We start from the raw sequence: 16849 nt of genomic DNA, 5'->3' as shown, positions 1-16849 counted from the left end.
CTTTTCCCAAGAAATTTAAGCTAACAAATAAATAATGCCTTCGAAGAAATGAGGAGTTTGCCGGATGAATACGGCTGTCGCGCCCAAGGTGCAGGTTCCCGACGTAGCGGGCCAGATCACCTACGCAATGCGCTCGATGGGCGTCGCGCCGATACCCCGCAATTACGAACTCTTCTACGAGGCCTATATCGGCTCCAATCCGGCGCTCACCCGTGAACTCGCAGCTCTCGGCAGCCAGGCGACCCAGGCCGAACTCGATGCGCTGGGCGCGCAGTATTTCACCAGCGGCCCCGCACGCGTCTTCGACGATGCCCATACGCGGATATCAGGCGAACTCGACGGCCTGCTGCGAATCCTGAGGCAGGAGCAAAGTTCGCTCGAAAGCTATACAAGGCTGCTCGGCGAGACCCATAAGCGCATCACCTCCAAGAGCAATGCCAGCGCCGAATTGATCGAAAGCGCCATCGAACTTTTGAGCAAGGCGACTGGCGATACCATGGCGCATGGCGAACGCACCGTCGAGGACGTCGTCCAGCGCTCGCAGGAGATGGACCAAGTCCGCAAGGAACTCGATGAATACAAGCGCATCGCCAATACCGATTCACTGACGCGCCTTTCCAACCGCCGCGCCTTCGATGACCGGCTGGCAGCGGTCTTCAACAATCCCGGCATGCGGCCGGTAACTGCCCTGCTGCTCGCCGACATCGACAACTTCAAGAAGATAAACGACACCTACGGCCATCCCGTGGGCGACAAGATTCTCGCCACCGTCGCCTCCGTGATCCGCAGCAATGTCCGGCGAGACGTCTTCGTCGCCCGTGCCGGCGGCGAGGAATTTGCCCTGATCATCGAGGGGAACACAGCCGAGGAAGTGACGGCGATCGCCGAACGCATCCGCCGCACGCTGGAAACTACGCCGTTCAAGAATTCCCGCACGCGGGTGAATTACGGCCCGATCACCGTTTCGATCGGCATCTGCATGGCCTCGAATGCGGAGGATGCCGGCGAGCTCTACAGCAAGACCGACATCGCCCTTTACGGCGCTAAGAACGCCGGCCGCAACTGTATCGTCCTCTATCAGGACGGCATGCAGAAGGACTTCAGCAAGAGCTGGCTGATCTACAAGGCTTGACGCGGAACCCTCATGATAAGCACGCTGTCGCCACTAGGTGACAACCCTTCTTTCGTCATGCTCGGGTTGGCCCTAGCATCTGCCGCCGGTGCAGCAGATCCTCGGCACAAGGCAGCACAAGGCCGAGGATAACATCGAGTAAAGGGCGAACTCTGTCAAAATTGCGCCGTCACAATGAGATGACGGCGGTTCACCACATCGTCTTCGCCGCCCGTCCCGGCCATTCCCGGTCGTAGGTTTCCTGATCGAAATCGCTGACGGCAGCCTTCAGCATCTGGCCCGGCGTCGGCAAGCTCGCCGGATCGGTAAAATGCCCGGCATTCCAGAGTTCGGCGCGTATCACGGCGCGCGCACACTGGAAATAGACCTCGTCGATCGAAATGACGATGACGGTGCGCGGATGTTTGCCGTCCATCTCGAAACTCGAAAGCAGCGCCTCGTCGTTCGAGACGACGCCGCGGCCGTTGATGCGCATCGTGGTGTTGGAGCCGGGGATCAGAAACATCAGCGAGCCTGGGATCACGCACGATATTGGAGAGCGAATCCACACGGTTGTTGCCGCGCCAATCCGGCAGATACAGCGTCTCGTCGTCGACGACGCGCACTACGCCGCCGAGATCGCCACGTGGCGAACAATCAAGCCCTTCCGGCCCGACGGTCGCAAGCGCCGCAAACGGCGAGATTTCGATCATCTGACGGTAAAGCGGCGTCAACCGCTTGGTCACCTTGTCGACCGAAGCCTGTGATAGGCCGGCGCCATAGATGGTATTGAGCTCTTCGATGCTGCTGATGATTTTCATGAAGCGTCCCGCCGCGGCTGATCTTTGCCACGGACGCTACAATGCCGCGCGTCTCGCCGGAAGCTCAAATAGCGGAATGATCTCCGCATCTTTTTTGATGCTTTCGTCGGTTCCCTCGTCCGCGCCGCCTGCGAGAAAGGCCGCGATCGCGCCGAGCACCGGAGGCGCGCCGATGATGCGCCGATGGCCGAAACCTTTCGCCCAGAACAGCCGCACTCTCTTACTCGCCGCGCCGTAACGCCGGGCATGGGCCGCTGACACTTCCTTGTCGTCCTCGGCGTGGATCACCAGGACCGACCGGCCGATCGAGCCCGCCGTATTGTTGGCGTCGAAATCTCCGAGTCTTCGCCCAGTGACACGATGAACCTCATTCTCCAACGCAGCCTGCGCGGCGGCGCGAAGCCCGATCATCCGTCCGAAATCAGTGAAAAGCCAGGCCATCTCGCTCGGCGCGCCGATCAGCACCAGTCGCTCCCCGGTAACGGGCGCAGCATCCGGGATCAGGCCCGCCGCCGAGACCATCAGCGCCGCGCCCCCGAAGGAATGGCCAATCGCCGCGTCGAATGCACCGAAGCGCTCCCCTGCTGCCGCGATCCCCTGGACCGCAAGCCCCATATGCAGGAAACGGCCACCCGCGCGCCCATGGCCGGGAAAATCGAGCGCCACCACCTCGGCACCTGTCGCCGCCAGCATCGAGACGAGATCTGCCATGTAGACGGCGCTCGAGCCCCAGCCATGCGTGACGAGGTAGCGCTTGCGCTGACCGATCGCACCGCCGTTGAGGCGATAGGCATGCGCTTTGGCGCCGCCGGCAAGCCTGAGGACAAAGCGTTCCGCGCCGGCAAGCCGCGCCGCACCAGCCGCATGTGCCGTCTTTGCCTTCTCTCCCTTCGGCCGCGGCGATGGTGTGCGGCAGAACAGCAGGAATGCCGCCCTGCCCGCCAGCCGCGGCGATATCGCCTGCAGAACCCGAAATCCGAGGCGGGTGACCTCAAGCGCGAAATTTGCCATAGTGGGAATCCAAAAGACTGTTCAACACTGAACAATAAAGTACAACGATGAACAAAAATCAATCCCTGCCCTGGGATCATCCGCGTTTTCGCAGCTGGATCGCGGTGGCGCGCGCCTGCCAGCTGATGCAGCAGTCCCTGACCCGCTCGCTTGCCGATCTCGATATCAAGCCGCCACACCTCGATATTCTGGTCAATCTCTACCGTTTCGAGGCCATTTCGCAGCAGGAACTGGCGCGCAAGCTCCTCGTCGGCCGCTCCAATATGAGCATGCTGCTGCCGCAGATGGAGCAACGGGGTCTGATCGAGCGGCGCGGCGACGAGCGCGACAAGCGGGTGCTGCGCCTTTATCTCACCGGCGAAGGCCGCAAAGTGACCGAGGCGGCGATGGCGATCCAGACCGATCTCATCGAACGCACCCTCTCGGACGAGCCGATCGAACAATGCATGGCGACGGCCACCTCGATGGAGCGCATCATCACCGTGCTGCTGAAAGATCTGCGCGACGATGACTGATGCATGTCGCCCAAAAGTGGGCAGCGGTTTTGGAAGGACGACATGCATAAAAGACCCTCAAGCGCCTCGCATGAACCAAGTTCGAGGCGAGGCGCTTGAGGTTCAATGCAGCGACGGCGCCGTCGATGTGCCGCTCAGCGAGCGATATTCCCAGGCAGCGACGATGATCAGCACTAGCGTCGCCAGGATGCCGAGCAGATAGACCTCGAGGAAGGGCGCTGCGAAAGCTAGCAGGATCACCAACACGAGGCCGGCAAGATGCGACAGTGGCATCTGCCCGCTGGTCGCGCCCTTGAACCAGAGATTGCCGGCGAGGAACAGACCGGAGCCGCCGAGCACCGCCGCCGCGACGCCGAAGTCACCCGTCTCGTGCGGATGCGAGAACATGAATTCGACCGCCACCGCATGCACGATGATGCCGGCCAGAATCGGGATATGCGCGTAGGTGAAAGCCTGCCGCGCCAGAGCCCCCGGCGTCTCCTCATGCTCGATGCGATGAGCGGCGCGCCCGTGGCCGAAGCGGAAATAGAGCCACCACATGGCGACCGTGCCGATGAAGGCAGTCACGAAGATCAGGCTGGTCAGACCCGAAATCGCCAGCTCGGAAAAGGTGCGGCCTGAAACGAGAATCGCCTCTCCGAGGCAGATGATGACGAAGAGCGCGCAGCGCTCAGCCATGTGCGCGCCGGAAACGTCCCAGTCGCCAGGCCTCGATCGGCCAAGCCCAGGCACCGCAAAGCCCGCGGCTGGCCCGGCATATTCGATCGCAAGTGCTATCAGCCATGCGATAAGCCGGGCTTCATGCTCCAAGAGCCCGCCGGCGATCCAGAAGACGGCGGCGACCGCAAGCCAGCTTGTGATGCGCGCGAAATTCAGCGTATTGGCCCGGTCGACACGCGTCATCGCATAGGTGGCAAACAGCGAGCGGCCGACCTGCATCGTCATATAGGCGCCGGCAAAAAGCAGTCCCTTGTCGCCGAAGGCCTCGGGGATGGAGGCGGAAAGCACTAGGCCCAGCATCATCAGCACGACCAGCATGCCGCGCACCGGCATCTTGTCGGGATCGAGCCAGTTCGTCACCCACGCGGTGAATATCCACACCCACCAGACGGCGAAGGTCATCACTGCCGCTTCGGCAGCGCCGAGAGGCGTATAATGGGCGGCAAGCGCATGCGAAAGCTGCGAGATCGAAAAGACGAAGACCAGATCGAAGAACAGTTCGAGGAAGGTCACCTTGCTGCCGGCGGCGCTGCCTTTGGCGCGCAGCCAGTTCTTTCGATTCGCTTTCGCCATGTGTCCCCCGATGGCCATATATTGAGATTCAGCGCGGCTTTTCCGCGGTGTCGCGGTTCATGCCCTTTTCCCGGAGTTCGTCCTCATAGGCCGAAAACAGCTCCGCCCCCCGTTCGCCCAGTTCGCGCAGGTAGGTCCAGGTGTAGATGCCGGTATCGTGCATATCATCGAAACCGATTCGGACCGCATAATTGCCGGTCGGCGTCATCGAGACGATCGCGACATTGCGTTTGCCCGGCACCGTCACCTTCTGTCCCGGCCCGTGGCCCTGCACCTCGGCCGACGGTGACAGAACGCGCAGGAGTTCGGCCGGAAGATCGAAGCTCTGGCCGTCGTTGAAGGTCACCACCAGCCGCTGCCGGTCCTTAGAAACGCGAAGTTCGCTCGGCCAGATATCGCTCATCTCTATCACCCTCTTTCCCTTGGAGAAGTAGGCGTTCGGCTTTTTCGAGGCAAGCGCAAATTAGCGTGTGCGAAATCCGTTTCCCTTGACGGGGCAATCACATATGCACAAATAGAAAGATGTCGCTTGAAAACGGGGCCCAGCCCGATCGGCGCGCTTCAAATCCCCGCCGCGGAGGAATTGGTGAATAAGAGAGTGGGAACGATAGGCAACGCATCGCCGCTCACGGCAGATGCGCATCCGATGATCGACCCTTTCGGCCGGGCGGTCACCTATCTCCGCGTCTCCGTCACCGACCGCTGCGACTTCCGCTGCACCTATTGCATGGCGGAGAATATGACCTTCCTGCCGAAGAAGGATCTTTTGACGCTCGAAGAGCTCGACCGCCTCTGTTCGGCCTTCATCGCAAAGGGTGTCAGCAAGATCAGGCTGACCGGCGGCGAGCCGCTGGTGCGCAAGAACATCATGTATCTCGTGCGCAAGCTCGGCGAAAAGATCGGCTCCGGTCTCGATGAGTTGACGCTGACGACCAACGGCTCACAGCTTTCCCGCCATGCCGCCGAGCTTTATGATTGCGGCGTGCGCCGCATCAACGTCTCGCTCGATACGCTCGATCCCGACAAGTTCCGCAAGATCACCCGCTGGGGCGATTTTGACAAGGTCCTGGAAGGCATCGACGTGGCGCAGAACGCTGGTATCAAGATCAAGCTCAATGCCGTGGCGCTGAAAAATTTCAACGATGCCGAGATGCCCGATCTCCTGCGCTTCGCCCATGGTCGCGGCATGGACCTCACCGTCATCGAAACCATGCCGATGGGCGAGATCGAAGAGGACCGCACCGATCAATACCTGCCGCTCTCAGAGTTGCGCGCCGACCTCGAACGTCAGTTCACGCTAACTGACATTGATTTCCAGACCGGCGGCCCGGCGCGTTACGTCAGGGTTTCCGAGACCGGCGGCCGCCTCGGCTTCATCACGCCGATGACCCATAATTTCTGCGAGAGCTGCAACCGCGTTCGGCTCACCTGCACCGGCACGCTCTATATGTGCCTCGGCCAGAACGACGCCGCCGATCTCCGCGCCGCACTGCGCGCCACCGAAGACGACGCCCTCCTCCACGCCGCGATCGACGAAGCCATCACCCGCAAACCCAAGGGCCATGACTTCATCATCGACCGGACTCATAATCGGCCAGCGGTCGCACGGCATATGAGTGTTACGGGTGGGTGAGGCCCGGCGCCCGCAAAGCGGGGGAGCGATCGATCCAGTGAATCGATCGCAGCGCCGAACACCCTGAGTTCGAACGAGGGGCCGGCATACGGTGCGGCAAACTCCCAAGTATCCAGCCGGGCTCGCGGGAGAGCCTCAGGCCACGACGATCAGCCGTCGTTCTAGAGTGGACCCCCCGGGCGGGTGCGGCGGGCGCTATCCTACCCTTCAGTCGATCAATCGCTGCGCGGTAAACTTGTCGGTCACAAGCATGTCGATGACCCCGACGCGGAGCGCGCCTGCGATCGCGTCGGTCTTTTTGGCCCCGCCGGCAAGAGCAATCACCCGGTCCACCCGTTCGAGATCCTCGAGCGGAAGCCCTATGACCCGGTCGTCAAGCGGCGTCTTCACCGGCTTGCCGTTCTTGTCGAAGAAGCGAAGCGAAATATCGCCGACGGCGCCTGCTTCCGCGAGATCGGAGAGTTCGCGGGACGAAAAGATGTTGCCGGACCGTGCGAGAAGTTCGGACGGTTCGACGGCTCCGATTCCGACGATCGCAAGCGTTATGCTGCCGAACAGGTCCATCGTCTCGCGCACGAATGGGTCGGCCTGCATCAGAAGTTTTGCTTCCCTTGATGTCGTAACGCCCTGTACGGGCAGCAGTTTCGGCTCGGCGCCGGTCAGTCGTGCAAGCCGCGTGGTCAGTTGCGTCGCATGCGTCTGCACCGAAGGATCGCCCATGCCTCCAAGGGTCTGGACGACGAATTTCGCCTGAGCGCTCTTCTGAGGATGGATGTTCTCGACCATCTTGAAGATGGTCTGGCTCCAGCTCGAAACGCCGATGATCTCCCCTGGCGCCAGCGTCACCTCCAAGAGATGAGCCGCTGCCTCTCCGATACGGGCCATGATGGCCCCGTCCCTATCTTCCGTGCACTCGACGACGATCGCCTCCGGCAGACCGTATTTCTCGCGAAGCGCGCCCTCAAGCTCGCTATAGGTGCCGACGGGAGGGATCACGCTGGTTCGCACGATATCTTCGGCCTCGGCGCGCTTCAGCATGCGCGACACGGTCGCCTGCGACAGTCGAAGGTGTTCTGCGATCTCCGCCTGTCGCCGCCCCTCTATGTGGTACATCTGGGCGACCCTTGAAATGAGGCGGAGTTCGTTGAGGCGAGTCATCGCTAATCCCAGATTGAATTTTTATTCACCTTTAGCCTGTGTTTCGCGGGACGTCGAGCGGGCGAGCGCATCATTCCAGGTATCGAGAAGCACCCCGCGATCGACGGGTTGCGGCTCGATGGTTTGCGTGTTCCGCGGCAGTTCCGCGACACTGTCGAGATCGCTCCAAAAGCCGAGTGACAGCCCCGCCAGATAGGCAGCGCCCAGAGCCGAGGCCTCGGGTGCTTCGCATTGGATCACCGGATGTTCAATGAGGTTCGAAACACATTGCATCAGGAAGCGGTTCTGGCTCGGTCCGCCATCCACATAGAGCGCGCCCAGCTCGCCGCCGCTCTGCGTTCGCATGGCAGCAATCACGTCATGCACCTGGAAAGCGATGGAATCGGTCACCGACCGGGCCATCTGCGCGCGTGTCGTGTTGAAGTTGATCTGCGAGAATAGCGCACGGGCATCGGCATTCCAGTAAGGCGCCCCCAGCCCCACGAACGCCGGCACGAAGCCAGGGCCGCCCGGCTCGGCGCTCGCCGCAAGTTCGATGAGCGCCGCCACATCCGCAAGGCCGAGAATGTCAGCCATCCAGGGAAGACTGGCGGCGCAAACCAGAATATTGCCTTCGAAAGCGAAAGTCGGCTTTCCCCCGATACGCCACGCGACAGTTGTCGTGACGCCGTTGCGTGGAGGAATGAATTGCGAAAGCGTCGTCATGACCGAAGAGCCGGTTCCGAACGTGACCTTGCCATCGCCCGGTTTGAAAGCCCCATGACCGAACAGGGCGGCGTGGCTGTCGCCGATCGCGGCCAAAATGGGTGTGCCATCCGGCACACCCGGCAACCCTTGCGTTCCGCCGAAATCGGCCGAGCTGTCGAGGACCTCGGGCAGGAGCGCGATATCGACGCCGAAGATCTCGCCGAGTTCCTCGCTCCATCTCTGCACCCTGAGATCGAACAACTGGCTCCTGGCGGCATTCGACGCATCGCAGACATGCCGGCGCCCGCCCGTCAGGCAATGGATGAGCCAGCTGTCGATTGTTCCCAGCCGCACACGTCGCCCGGCCGGAATACGGTCGAGCAGCCATCGGAATTTCGAACCCGGGAACATTGGATCCAATGGCAGGCCTGTCAGCGCCTGCACCCGGGCAAGCTGGCCTTCGGCAATCAAACGTTCGCAATCCTGTGCCGTTCGACGGCACTGCCAGCTGACCACCGGTCCGAGCGCCTCTCCGGTATCGGCATCCCAGGCGGTGACGGACTCGCGCTGGTTGGAAATGGCGACACCCTCGATAACCACATCAAGGCCGGTCTTCAGGCAGGCATCGACCGCTTCGCAGACCGATGCGTAGAGCCGGCGCGGGTCCTGTTCGACCCATCCCGGCTTCGGATAGGAGATGCCGACAGGAGCCGAACCTCTGCCGACGATCTCTCCTTTTTCGGAAACGAGAACTGCCTTTGAATTGGTCGTGCCCTGGTCGATTGCCAGAATTGCCCGCATTCTATCCTCCCCGGATCAGGTTGCGGCCGGAACGGCAAGCGTCCCGGCCGGTCACGTGATCCCAATTACTTGCGCTCGATCAGCGACTGCGCGGCGTCGGCGATTGCGGACGGCGCCATCCCGAATTCGTCGAGCAGGAACTCCGCCGAACCGGTCGGGGCGTAGACGCCGGGAACCCCGAGACGCTTCATCGGCACAGGAGCATAGTCGACCACCACTTCGGCCACCGCGGAGCCGAGCCCGCCAAAGATCGAGTGCTCTTCGGCTGTGACGATTGCTCCGGTTTCCCTAGCTGCGGCTATGATGGCCTCTTCGTCGATCGGACGAACCGTTGCGAGGTTGAGCACCCTGGCATCGATGCCGCGGTCTGCGAGAATCTCGGCAGCCTTCACGATGCGATGCGTCAATGTCCCGTTGGCGATCAGAGTGACTTGGGAACCTTGGCGAAGGAGATTCGCCTTGCCCAGTTCGAACGTATGGCCTTCCGGAAGCAGGTCGGGCACACCGACCCGCGACAGACGCAGGAAGCAGGGCCCGCTGTAGGTTGCCGCCCAGGCGACGGCAGCGGCGGTTTCGATCCGGTCGCAGGGCGCGATGACCGGGAGATTGGGCAGGACGCGCGTCCAGGCGAAGTCTTCGATCGAGTGATGAGTCGGACCGAGTTCGCCATATGCCATTCCGGACGAAATGCCGACCAGCTTGACGTTGGCATTCGAGTAGGAAATGTCGGCCTTTATCTGCTCCAGCGACCGGCCTGTGAGAAACGGAGCAGCGCCGCACACGAAGGGCAGCCGTCCGCCATTGGCAAGCCCTGCACCGACGCCGACCATGTTCTGCTCCGCGATGCCGACATTGACGAGGCGCTCCGGAAACTTCGACTTGAAGCCGCCGAGCTTGGAGGAACCGACGGAATCATTGCAGACGGCAACGATCGTTTCGTTTTCGGCAGCCAGCCGCTCGAGCGTGGAGGCGAATGCGTCGCGGCAATCGTGAAGCTTGGGTGGGTTTACTGGCGCGTTCATCACAGTGCCTCCGACAATTCTGCCAATGCGATTTCGTATTGTTCCTTGCTCGGTACCTTGTGGTGCCACTCGACCCGGTCCTGCATGAACGAGATTCCATGGCCCTTGTTGGTGTGGGCGACGATGCAATGTGGCCTTGATCCCCGGTGTTCGAGAGCAGGAACGACTTCGCTCATCTTGTTCCCATTGATTTCGGTGACCTCCCAATCGAAGGCTTCAAGCTTCGGACGAAGAGGGGCGAGATCATTGGTTTCGGCGAGCGCAGCTCCCTGCTGGAACCTGTTGTGATCGATGACCAGCGTCAGATTATCGAGCTTGAACTGGGCGGCCGCCATGATCGCTTCCCAGTTGGACCCCTCCTGCATCTCACCGTCTCCAGTGACGACGTAGGTGTGAAATTTCCCGCCCGAGAGTTTGGCGGCCTTCGCCATTCCGACTGCGACCGGAAGACCGTGGCCGAGCGGCCCCGTGTTCGTCTCGACGCCAGGAACCTTATTGCAATTCGGATGTCCGTTCAGCCTCGAATGCGGCTGCAAGAAGGTGGAAATCTCCTCTTCCGGAATGAAGCCGCGTTTTGCGAGCGTCACGTAGAGAGCGCAAGCCGTATGCCCCTTTGAAAGCACGAACCTGTCGCGGTTGGGGTGTTTGGGCTGATCAGGCCAGACATTCAGCACACGAAAATAGAGGGCGGTCAAAATGTCGATGACCGACATCTCTCCACCAATATGGCCGGCGCCAGCTTCAAAAACCGCCTGGAGATCGCGCAATCGGATTTCGCGGGCGATACGCTCGAGTTCTGTCGTATCCATGGGCTCCTCGTGTGCATAAATATTCAGTTACCAATATTTTTGCACAACATATCGATTAGTCAACCCCTCTGGCGAAGCTCTCGAGAGCGTACGTGACCGGAAATGTTATTGACAGCCGGAAAGCAAGTTGTTAATGAATTTTCCAGCAGGCATGAATATTTATTCTGCAATGAACGAATAACGGATACAGGCCTAAAGCATAGGGAGGAGCAATGGTGGCGCTCGATATCAATGAACACAGGCTTTCGTCCGGTGCGTGGCTGGGCAAGCTCAAGGGAGCTACCGGCCCGCTCGTGGGTCTGCTCGCGCTATGCATCTTTCTGAGCTTCAGCACGGACACGTTTCTGTCGGTTCGAAACGGCCTGAACATTCTCGACCAGATCACCGTTCTCGGCATTATGGCGGTCGGCATGACGTTCGTCATCCTGATCGGCGGCATCGATCTCTCCGTCGGCTCGGCACTCGCCCTGGCGATGATGGTCATGGGCTGGACCGCAAACGTCGCCGGCCTGCCCCTGCCCGTCGGCATCGCCTTTGCGCTGATCGCCTCGGCTGTTTGCGGACTGATCGTCGGACTTCTGGTGACGCAGTTCAGGGTTCCGGCATTTATCGCCACTCTGGCAATGATGTCGGCCGCCCGCGGCGTTGCCAACATGATCACCGACGGCCAGCAAATCGTCGGCTTCCCCGACTGGTTCATGATGCTGGCGATCGATCGCCACTTTGGCGTCATGACTGCCACAGTCTTTCTTATGCTTGCGGTTGTTCTGGCGGCATGGCTTTTCCTGCACTTCCGGTCCGAAGGTCGCATGCTCTATGCGGTGGGCGGAAACGCCGAAGTTGCGCGCCTGGCCGGCATCAACGTCCCGCTCGTAACGATCAGCGTCTATGTCGTGAGTGCGGTCCTTGCGGGACTTGCAGGCGTCGTGCTCGCAGCCCGACTGGATTCCGTCCAGCCCTCCAGCGGCCTCGGCTATGAGCTCGACACCATCGCCGCGGTCGTCATCGGCGGGACGTCGCTCTCCGGCGGTGCGGGCGGCATCGGAGGAACTCTGATCGGCGTTCTCATCATCGGAGTGCTGCGCAACGGTCTCAATCTTCTCAACGTCTCACCGTTTCTTCAGCAGGTGATCATCGGCATTGTCATCGTGCTTGCGGTCGGCGCTGAAACCATTCGTCGGCGTCGAGCCTGACGAGCAGGCTCCGCCGCTTTGGCGGACCCGGAATTCCGCCCTGAAAGATCGGGGCGGATCAATAACCCGAGGGGGAGGACATACCCGAGGGTGCCATTAACAACGGAGGAACTACAATGAAAATAGCGCGCACCATGCTCGCATCTGCCGCACTGCTCGGTCTCATGCTCGGTCCGGTACACGCGGCGGAACTGAAGAAGCTCGGCCTCGCCGTCGCCAACCTGCAGGCAAACTTCTTCAACCAGATCAAGCAATCGGTCGAGGCCGAAGCCAAGAAGCGCGGCATCGAGGTCGTCACGGTCGACGCCAAGGGCGATGGGCCGACACAGGTCAACCAGATCCAGGATCTTCTGACCCAGAAAATCGACGCGCTTATCTACATTCCGGCAGGTGCGGCCGCTGCGAGCGTTCCGGTCAAGCTCGCCAAGAATGCCGGCATCCCGGTGGTTAACGTTGACCGCAACGCGGAGGGGGCCCCGGGCGACACATTCCTCGCAACGGATTCCGTCGCCTCTGCCAAGGCCGTCTGCGACTATATCCTGAAGGAAGCCGGCGGCAAGGGGAAGATGGTCATCATTCATGGCCAGAAGGGCACGACCCCGGAAGTCGATCGCTCGAAGGGCTGCGGTGAATCTCTTAAGGCCAACCCGGATGTGAAGGTCGTCGCCGAGCAGTACTCCAACATCTGGAGCCAGGATGAAGGCTTCCAGATCATGCAGAACATGCTGCAGGCCAACCCGGACGTCTCGATCGTATTCGCTCAGGCTGATGCTCTTGCACTCGGCGCCGCGCAGGCAATCAAGGTCGCGAAACCTTCCCAGAAGATCGTGGTTGGCGGCTTCGACGGCGACACCGCAGCGCTCGAAGCCCTCAGCAAGGGCGTCTTCGACGTCACGGCTACCCAGCAGACGCAGAAGATGGGCCGCGACGCGGTTGAAAATGCCGCCAAGCTTGTCGCCGGAGAAAAGGTACCCCCGGTCCAGCTCATGGATGCCACGCTGACCACCAAGGAAAACGTCGCAGGCTTCATCGCCAACCATCCCTGATAACGTCAAGGTCTTGAGGAGGTGTGCCATGGTTGATCCCGTTCTTTCCCTGAGGGGCATATCCAAGTGGTATGGGCCGCTCCAGGTTCTGAAGGATGTCAGCTTGGACGTCTATCCGGGGGAAGTCGTTGCTCTTCTCGGTGAAAACGGAGCGGGCAAGTCAACGCTGTCGGGCATCATCGCCGGGTCCCGCACGCCGTCCGAAGGATCGATGACATGGCTGGGGCAGCCCTATGCCCCGGCCAATCCCAGGGAGGCGATCGACAAGGGCATTGTCCTGATCCACCAGGAACTGCAGCTTCTGCCACAACTCTCGGTCGCCGAAAACGTCTTCATCGGACGCTGGCCGATGAAAAACGGCGTCGTCGATCGTGCCCAGATGGTTCGCCGCGCCCAGGACCAGCTCGCTCGCTTGAACCTTCACATACCGGCAACGCGGAAGGTCGCCGGCCTTTCCACGGCAAATCAGCAACTCATCGAGATCGCCAAGGCGCTGGCGCTCAACGCAAAGCTGCTGATCCTCGATGAGCCGACAGCCGCCCTCGGCGGCGCAGAGACGGAAGCTCTGTTCGAACAGGTTCGCAAGCTTCGGTCGGAAGGCGTGGGCATTGTCTACATTTCCCACCGTATGGAAGAGATCAAGAAGATCACCGACCGCATCGTCGTCCTTCGCGACGGCGAGCGGGTGCAGGAATTCGCAGACAGCGCCACCCCGGTGCGAACCATTGTCGAGAGCATGGTCGGACGCCCGCTTGACCGCCTGTTCCCCGCCCTGCCCGTTCCGACAGATCGCCCGGTGCTTCAAGTCTCCGGCCTGAGTTCGCCGGACGACTCGTTCCGTGACGTTACCTTCGAGGTGCGGGCCGGCGAAATTCTCGGCATCGCCGGGCTGGTCGGCGCCGGCCGCACCGAACTGGTGCGTGCGATTTCGGGCGCAGATCCGATCAGCGCCGGTTCCATCAGGCTGGAAGGCGAGGAACTGAGCCTGCGCGATCCCGCGGACGCTATCGCGAGGGGTATCGTGATGGTTCCCGAAGACCGCAAGGAGCAAGGCCTCGTCGTCGGGCACCGGATCAGCGAGAACATCGTCTACGCCAATCTCGACAAACTGGGCGGCGGCTGGATCACACCGCGCATCAAGCGCTCCTTTGCGGAAAAGGCCGTCGCCAAGTTCGGCGTCAAGGGCCGTGCCGAGCAATACGCCTCGGACCTATCAGGCGGCAATCAGCAGAAGGTCGTGATCGCCAAGTGGCTCATGCGCGATCCGAAGGTCGTCGTGCTCGACGAACCGACGCGAGGCATTGATGTCGGCGCCCGCGCCGGCATTTACGACATCATCGTCAATCTTGCCAAACAGGGCGTGGCGGTCATCGTCGTCAGCTCGGACCTCGAGGAAGTGCTCGGCGTCTCCAATCGCATTCTCGTGCTCGCACAAGGCAAGCAAGCAGGGATCCTCGATCGTGACCAGGCGAATGACGTTTCGGTCATGGAGCTCGCTACCATCTAAAGCAATTCCAGCAAAAGTGTGCAGCGGTTTTGCGTCAGGAATTGCGTGAAAACAAAACAACAGAGAAAGGAAGAGCGGTGTCCGACATCACTCTGAACGCCCCGAAGCTTTTCGATCTCAGCGGCCAGGTTGCCATCGTCACCGGCGCAGGGAGCGGCATCGGGCAGCGCATTGCCATCGGCCTTGCGCAGTGCGGCGCCGACGTGGCCCTGCTCGACCGCCGGACCGACGACGGACTGGCGAGGACAGCCGAATATATCCGCGCCGCCAGCCGCCGCTCGATCCAGATCGCGGCTGACGTCACGAGCAAATCCTCTCTTGCAGATGCCGTCGCACGCACCGAAGCCGATCTCGGCGCCCTGACGCTTGCCGTCAACGCTGCCGGCATCGCCAACGCCAATCCGGCGGAAGAAATGGAGGAGGATCAATATCAGACGCTGATGGATATCAACCTCAAGGGCATATTCCTGTCCTGCCAGGCCGAGGCCCGCGCCATGTTGAAGAATGGACGCGGCTCCATCGTCAACATCGCCTCCATGTCTGGTGTGATCGTCAACCGCGGGCTGAGCCAGGCGCATTACAACGCCTCCAAGGCGGGCGTCATCCACATGTCGAAATCCCTGGCCATGGAATGGGTCGGCCGCGGCATTCGCGTCAACACCATCTCCCCCGGATACACGGCAACGCCGATGAACACCCGTCCGGAGATGGTCCACCAGACCAAGCTCTTCGAAGAGCAGACGCCGATGCAGCGCATGGCGACGGTCGACGAGATGGTGGGTCCGGCGGTGTTCCTGCTGTCGAATGCGGCAAGTTTCGTGACCGGCGTCGATCTTCTCGTCGACGGCGGTTTCTGCTGCTGGTGATACGATGAAAAGTCGGCAGCTGAAAAATGAACGGTCTCGCTCCCTCCCTGGCTGAGACCGAGGCGCTGAAGGGACTAGCGGGCATGACAGCGTGCGACATCGTCGTCTGCCCGCCCTTCACGCCGAGCAGACGCTTCGGCTCCCGTAATGAGCGCGAAGTAGGCCGCGCGCAGATTTTATCGAAGGACACGAGGAAAGACCATGAAACGCTTTGAGCAAAAGACTGTCGTCATTACCGGAGCTAGCCGCGGCATCGGCGCTGCCATCGCCAGGCGCTTTGCGCGCGAGGGCGCCAGTCTCGTCGTCTCGGCCAATGAGGATCTGGTGCATGGCGTTGCCGAAGTGATCAGGGCCGAAGGCGGCAAGGCAATCTCCTTCATCGGCGATGTCACCGACAAGGCGAGCGTCATCGCGCTCTACGATGCCGCCGAAAAGGAATTCGGCACCGTCGACGTCTCTATCCAGAACGCAGGCGTCATCACTATCGCCCGCGTCGAGGATCTGACCGAAAACGAGTGGGACAAGGTCATGGCCGTCAACACCAAGGGCGTTTTCCTCTGCGCCCAGGAGGCCATTGCAAGAATGCGCAAGCACAAGCGCGGAGGCCGGATCATCAACACCGCCTCCGGCCAGGCCCGCGACGGTTTCATCTTCACGCCGCACTACGCCGCCTCGAAAATGGGCGTCGTTGGCATCACCCAGAGCCTCGCCAAGGAAGTCGCGACCGAAAACATCACCGTCAACGCCTTCTGCCCCGGCATCATCGAGACCGACATGTGGGCCTATAACGACCAGGCCTGGGGTAAACTGCTCGGCAACTACGCCCCCGGCGAACTGATGAAGGAATGGGTCGAGGGAATCCCGATGAAACGCGCCGGCTCCGGCGAGGACGTCGCCGGCCTGGTCACCTTCCTCGCCAGCGACGACGCCGCTTACATCACCGGCCAGACGATCAATGTCGATGGCGGGTTGATCATGTCTTAGGCGGCTGGGAAGGCATTGAAGCTGGAACCTGAAGCAGCCATATACCTTTTCGCTTGCCGCCGACGCTCCTCGCTCCCTCATCTGCCCTGACGGGCATCTTCTCCCCGCTGGGGAGAAGAGGGAGCAAGGCGCCGCCACGAGTCCCTTCTCCCCTCGGGGAGCAACCATGTTTAATTCTTGCGGTGTTGTGGCGTCCATTCGGTCTTGCGAAAGAGGATTGTGTTGGCGAGAACGATGAGTTTTCGGGCGACGGCTATAACGGCGCACTGGTGCTCCTTTCCGCTCTGACGCAAGCGCGTGTAGAAAGCGGCGAGATCCGGATTGTGCCGGGTTGCCGTGAATGCGCACATGAACAGGCTCTTTCGCAGGCGTTCGCGACCACCCTGGATGCG

The 16849-nt window shown here is 61.2% G+C and carries 16 protein-coding genes and 1 pseudogene; 8 read left to right on the top strand and 9 right to left on the bottom strand.

Features of this window, described 5'->3' with window-relative positions:
* Nucleotides 1–64: 64 nt before the first annotated feature.
* Nucleotides 65–1132, top strand: coding sequence for a GGDEF domain-containing protein (locus FHT70_RS08015; protein WP_183700133.1), 1068 nt, complete (start codon nucleotides 65–67; stop codon nucleotides 1130–1132).
* A 190-nt stretch (nucleotides 1133–1322) separates the two neighbouring features.
* Here FHT70_RS08015 and FHT70_RS08010 read toward each other — a convergent pair.
* Nucleotides 1323–1932, bottom strand: a pseudogene (locus FHT70_RS08010) (pyridoxamine 5'-phosphate oxidase family protein).
* A gap of 36 nt (nucleotides 1933–1968) precedes the next feature.
* Complete coding sequence (locus tag FHT70_RS08005; protein ID WP_183700126.1) at nucleotides 1969–2943, bottom strand: alpha/beta fold hydrolase; 975 nt, start codon at nucleotides 2941–2943, stop codon at nucleotides 1969–1971.
* 47 nt (nucleotides 2944–2990) lie between these two features.
* On the opposite strand from FHT70_RS08005, the gene FHT70_RS08000 reads away from it, so the two are divergent.
* Nucleotides 2991–3458 (top strand): MarR family transcriptional regulator, encoded by a 468-nt coding sequence (locus tag FHT70_RS08000; RefSeq protein WP_183700124.1) that lies wholly within the window; start codon nucleotides 2991–2993, stop codon nucleotides 3456–3458.
* A 102-nt stretch (nucleotides 3459–3560) separates the two neighbouring features.
* On the opposite strand, the gene FHT70_RS07995 is transcribed toward FHT70_RS08000, so the two are convergent.
* Both FHT70_RS07995 and FHT70_RS07990 read right to left on the bottom strand, forming a co-directional pair.
* Nucleotides 3561–4751 (bottom strand): low temperature requirement protein A, encoded by a 1191-nt coding sequence (locus tag FHT70_RS07995; protein WP_183700122.1) that lies wholly within the window; start codon nucleotides 4749–4751, stop codon nucleotides 3561–3563.
* Between the two features lie 28 nt (nucleotides 4752–4779).
* Nucleotides 4780–5154 (bottom strand): DUF971 domain-containing protein, encoded by a 375-nt coding sequence (locus tag FHT70_RS07990; RefSeq protein ID WP_183700120.1) that lies wholly within the window; start codon nucleotides 5152–5154, stop codon nucleotides 4780–4782.
* Nucleotides 5155–5337: 183 nt separating this feature from the next.
* Here FHT70_RS07990 and moaA point away from each other — a divergent pair, with 183 nt between their 5' ends.
* Nucleotides 5338–6384 carry a GTP 3',8-cyclase MoaA gene (moaA, locus tag FHT70_RS07985; RefSeq protein ID WP_183700118.1) on the top strand — a complete coding sequence of 349 codons (1047 nt, stop codon included), beginning with the start codon at nucleotides 5338–5340 and terminating at the stop codon, nucleotides 6382–6384.
* A 207-nt stretch (nucleotides 6385–6591) separates the two neighbouring features.
* Here the strand turns inward: moaA and FHT70_RS07980 are convergent, their stop codons facing one another.
* From FHT70_RS07980 to FHT70_RS07965, 4 genes are all read right to left on the bottom strand, one after another.
* Entirely contained in the window at nucleotides 6592–7542 is a 951-nt protein-coding gene (locus FHT70_RS07980) for a sugar-binding transcriptional regulator (RefSeq protein ID WP_183700116.1), read from the bottom strand.
* A gap of 21 nt (nucleotides 7543–7563) precedes the next feature.
* Nucleotides 7564–9030, bottom strand: a complete 1467-nt coding sequence (locus FHT70_RS07975) for an FGGY-family carbohydrate kinase (RefSeq protein WP_183700114.1) — start codon at nucleotides 9028–9030, stop codon at nucleotides 7564–7566.
* Nucleotides 9031–9095: 65 nt separating this feature from the next.
* The gene (locus FHT70_RS07970; protein WP_183700112.1) at nucleotides 9096–10052 is read right to left on the bottom strand and encodes a transketolase family protein; all 957 of its coding nucleotides are present in this window, start codon (nucleotides 10050–10052) and stop codon (nucleotides 9096–9098) included.
* Entirely contained in the window at nucleotides 10052–10861 is an 810-nt protein-coding gene (locus FHT70_RS07965) for a transketolase (RefSeq protein ID WP_183700110.1), read from the bottom strand. Before FHT70_RS07965 ends, FHT70_RS07970 begins: the two co-directional genes overlap by 1 nt.
* A gap of 212 nt (nucleotides 10862–11073) precedes the next feature.
* Here FHT70_RS07965 and FHT70_RS07960 point away from each other — a divergent pair, with 212 nt between their 5' ends.
* The 5 genes from FHT70_RS07960 (at nucleotide 11074) to FHT70_RS07940 (ending at nucleotide 16457) form a co-directional block, all read left to right on the top strand.
* Nucleotides 11074–12054: an ABC transporter permease gene (locus tag FHT70_RS07960; RefSeq protein ID WP_097601478.1), complete on the top strand. Its 981-nt coding sequence runs from the start codon at nucleotides 11074–11076 to the stop codon at nucleotides 12052–12054.
* A 116-nt stretch (nucleotides 12055–12170) separates the two neighbouring features.
* A complete protein-coding gene (locus FHT70_RS07955; protein WP_183700108.1) occupies nucleotides 12171–13100 on the top strand; it encodes a sugar ABC transporter substrate-binding protein in 930 nt (309 codons plus the stop codon).
* A gap of 28 nt (nucleotides 13101–13128) precedes the next feature.
* A complete protein-coding gene (locus tag FHT70_RS07950) occupies nucleotides 13129–14607 on the top strand; it encodes a sugar ABC transporter ATP-binding protein (protein ID WP_183700106.1) in 1479 nt (492 codons plus the stop codon).
* Between the two features lie 77 nt (nucleotides 14608–14684).
* On the top strand, nucleotides 14685–15473 hold the full coding sequence (locus FHT70_RS07945) for an SDR family oxidoreductase (protein WP_183700104.1): 789 nt from the start codon (nucleotides 14685–14687) through the stop codon (nucleotides 15471–15473).
* 201 nt (nucleotides 15474–15674) lie between these two features.
* Complete coding sequence (locus tag FHT70_RS07940) at nucleotides 15675–16457, top strand: glucose 1-dehydrogenase (RefSeq protein WP_183700102.1); 783 nt, start codon at nucleotides 15675–15677, stop codon at nucleotides 16455–16457.
* Nucleotides 16458–16627: 170 nt separating this feature from the next.
* On the opposite strand, the gene FHT70_RS07935 is transcribed toward FHT70_RS07940, so the two are convergent.
* Nucleotides 16628–16849 (bottom strand): transposase (locus tag FHT70_RS07935; protein WP_183700100.1); only part of this gene is annotated, 222 nt, incomplete at its 5' end.

The organism is Rhizobium sp. BK049 (assembly GCF_014193135.1).
Lineage (GTDB): Bacteria > Pseudomonadota > Alphaproteobacteria > Rhizobiales > Rhizobiaceae > Rhizobium.
The sequence above is the reverse complement of the archived record's forward strand: the minus strand, read 5'-3'. Positions and strand labels throughout refer to the sequence as shown.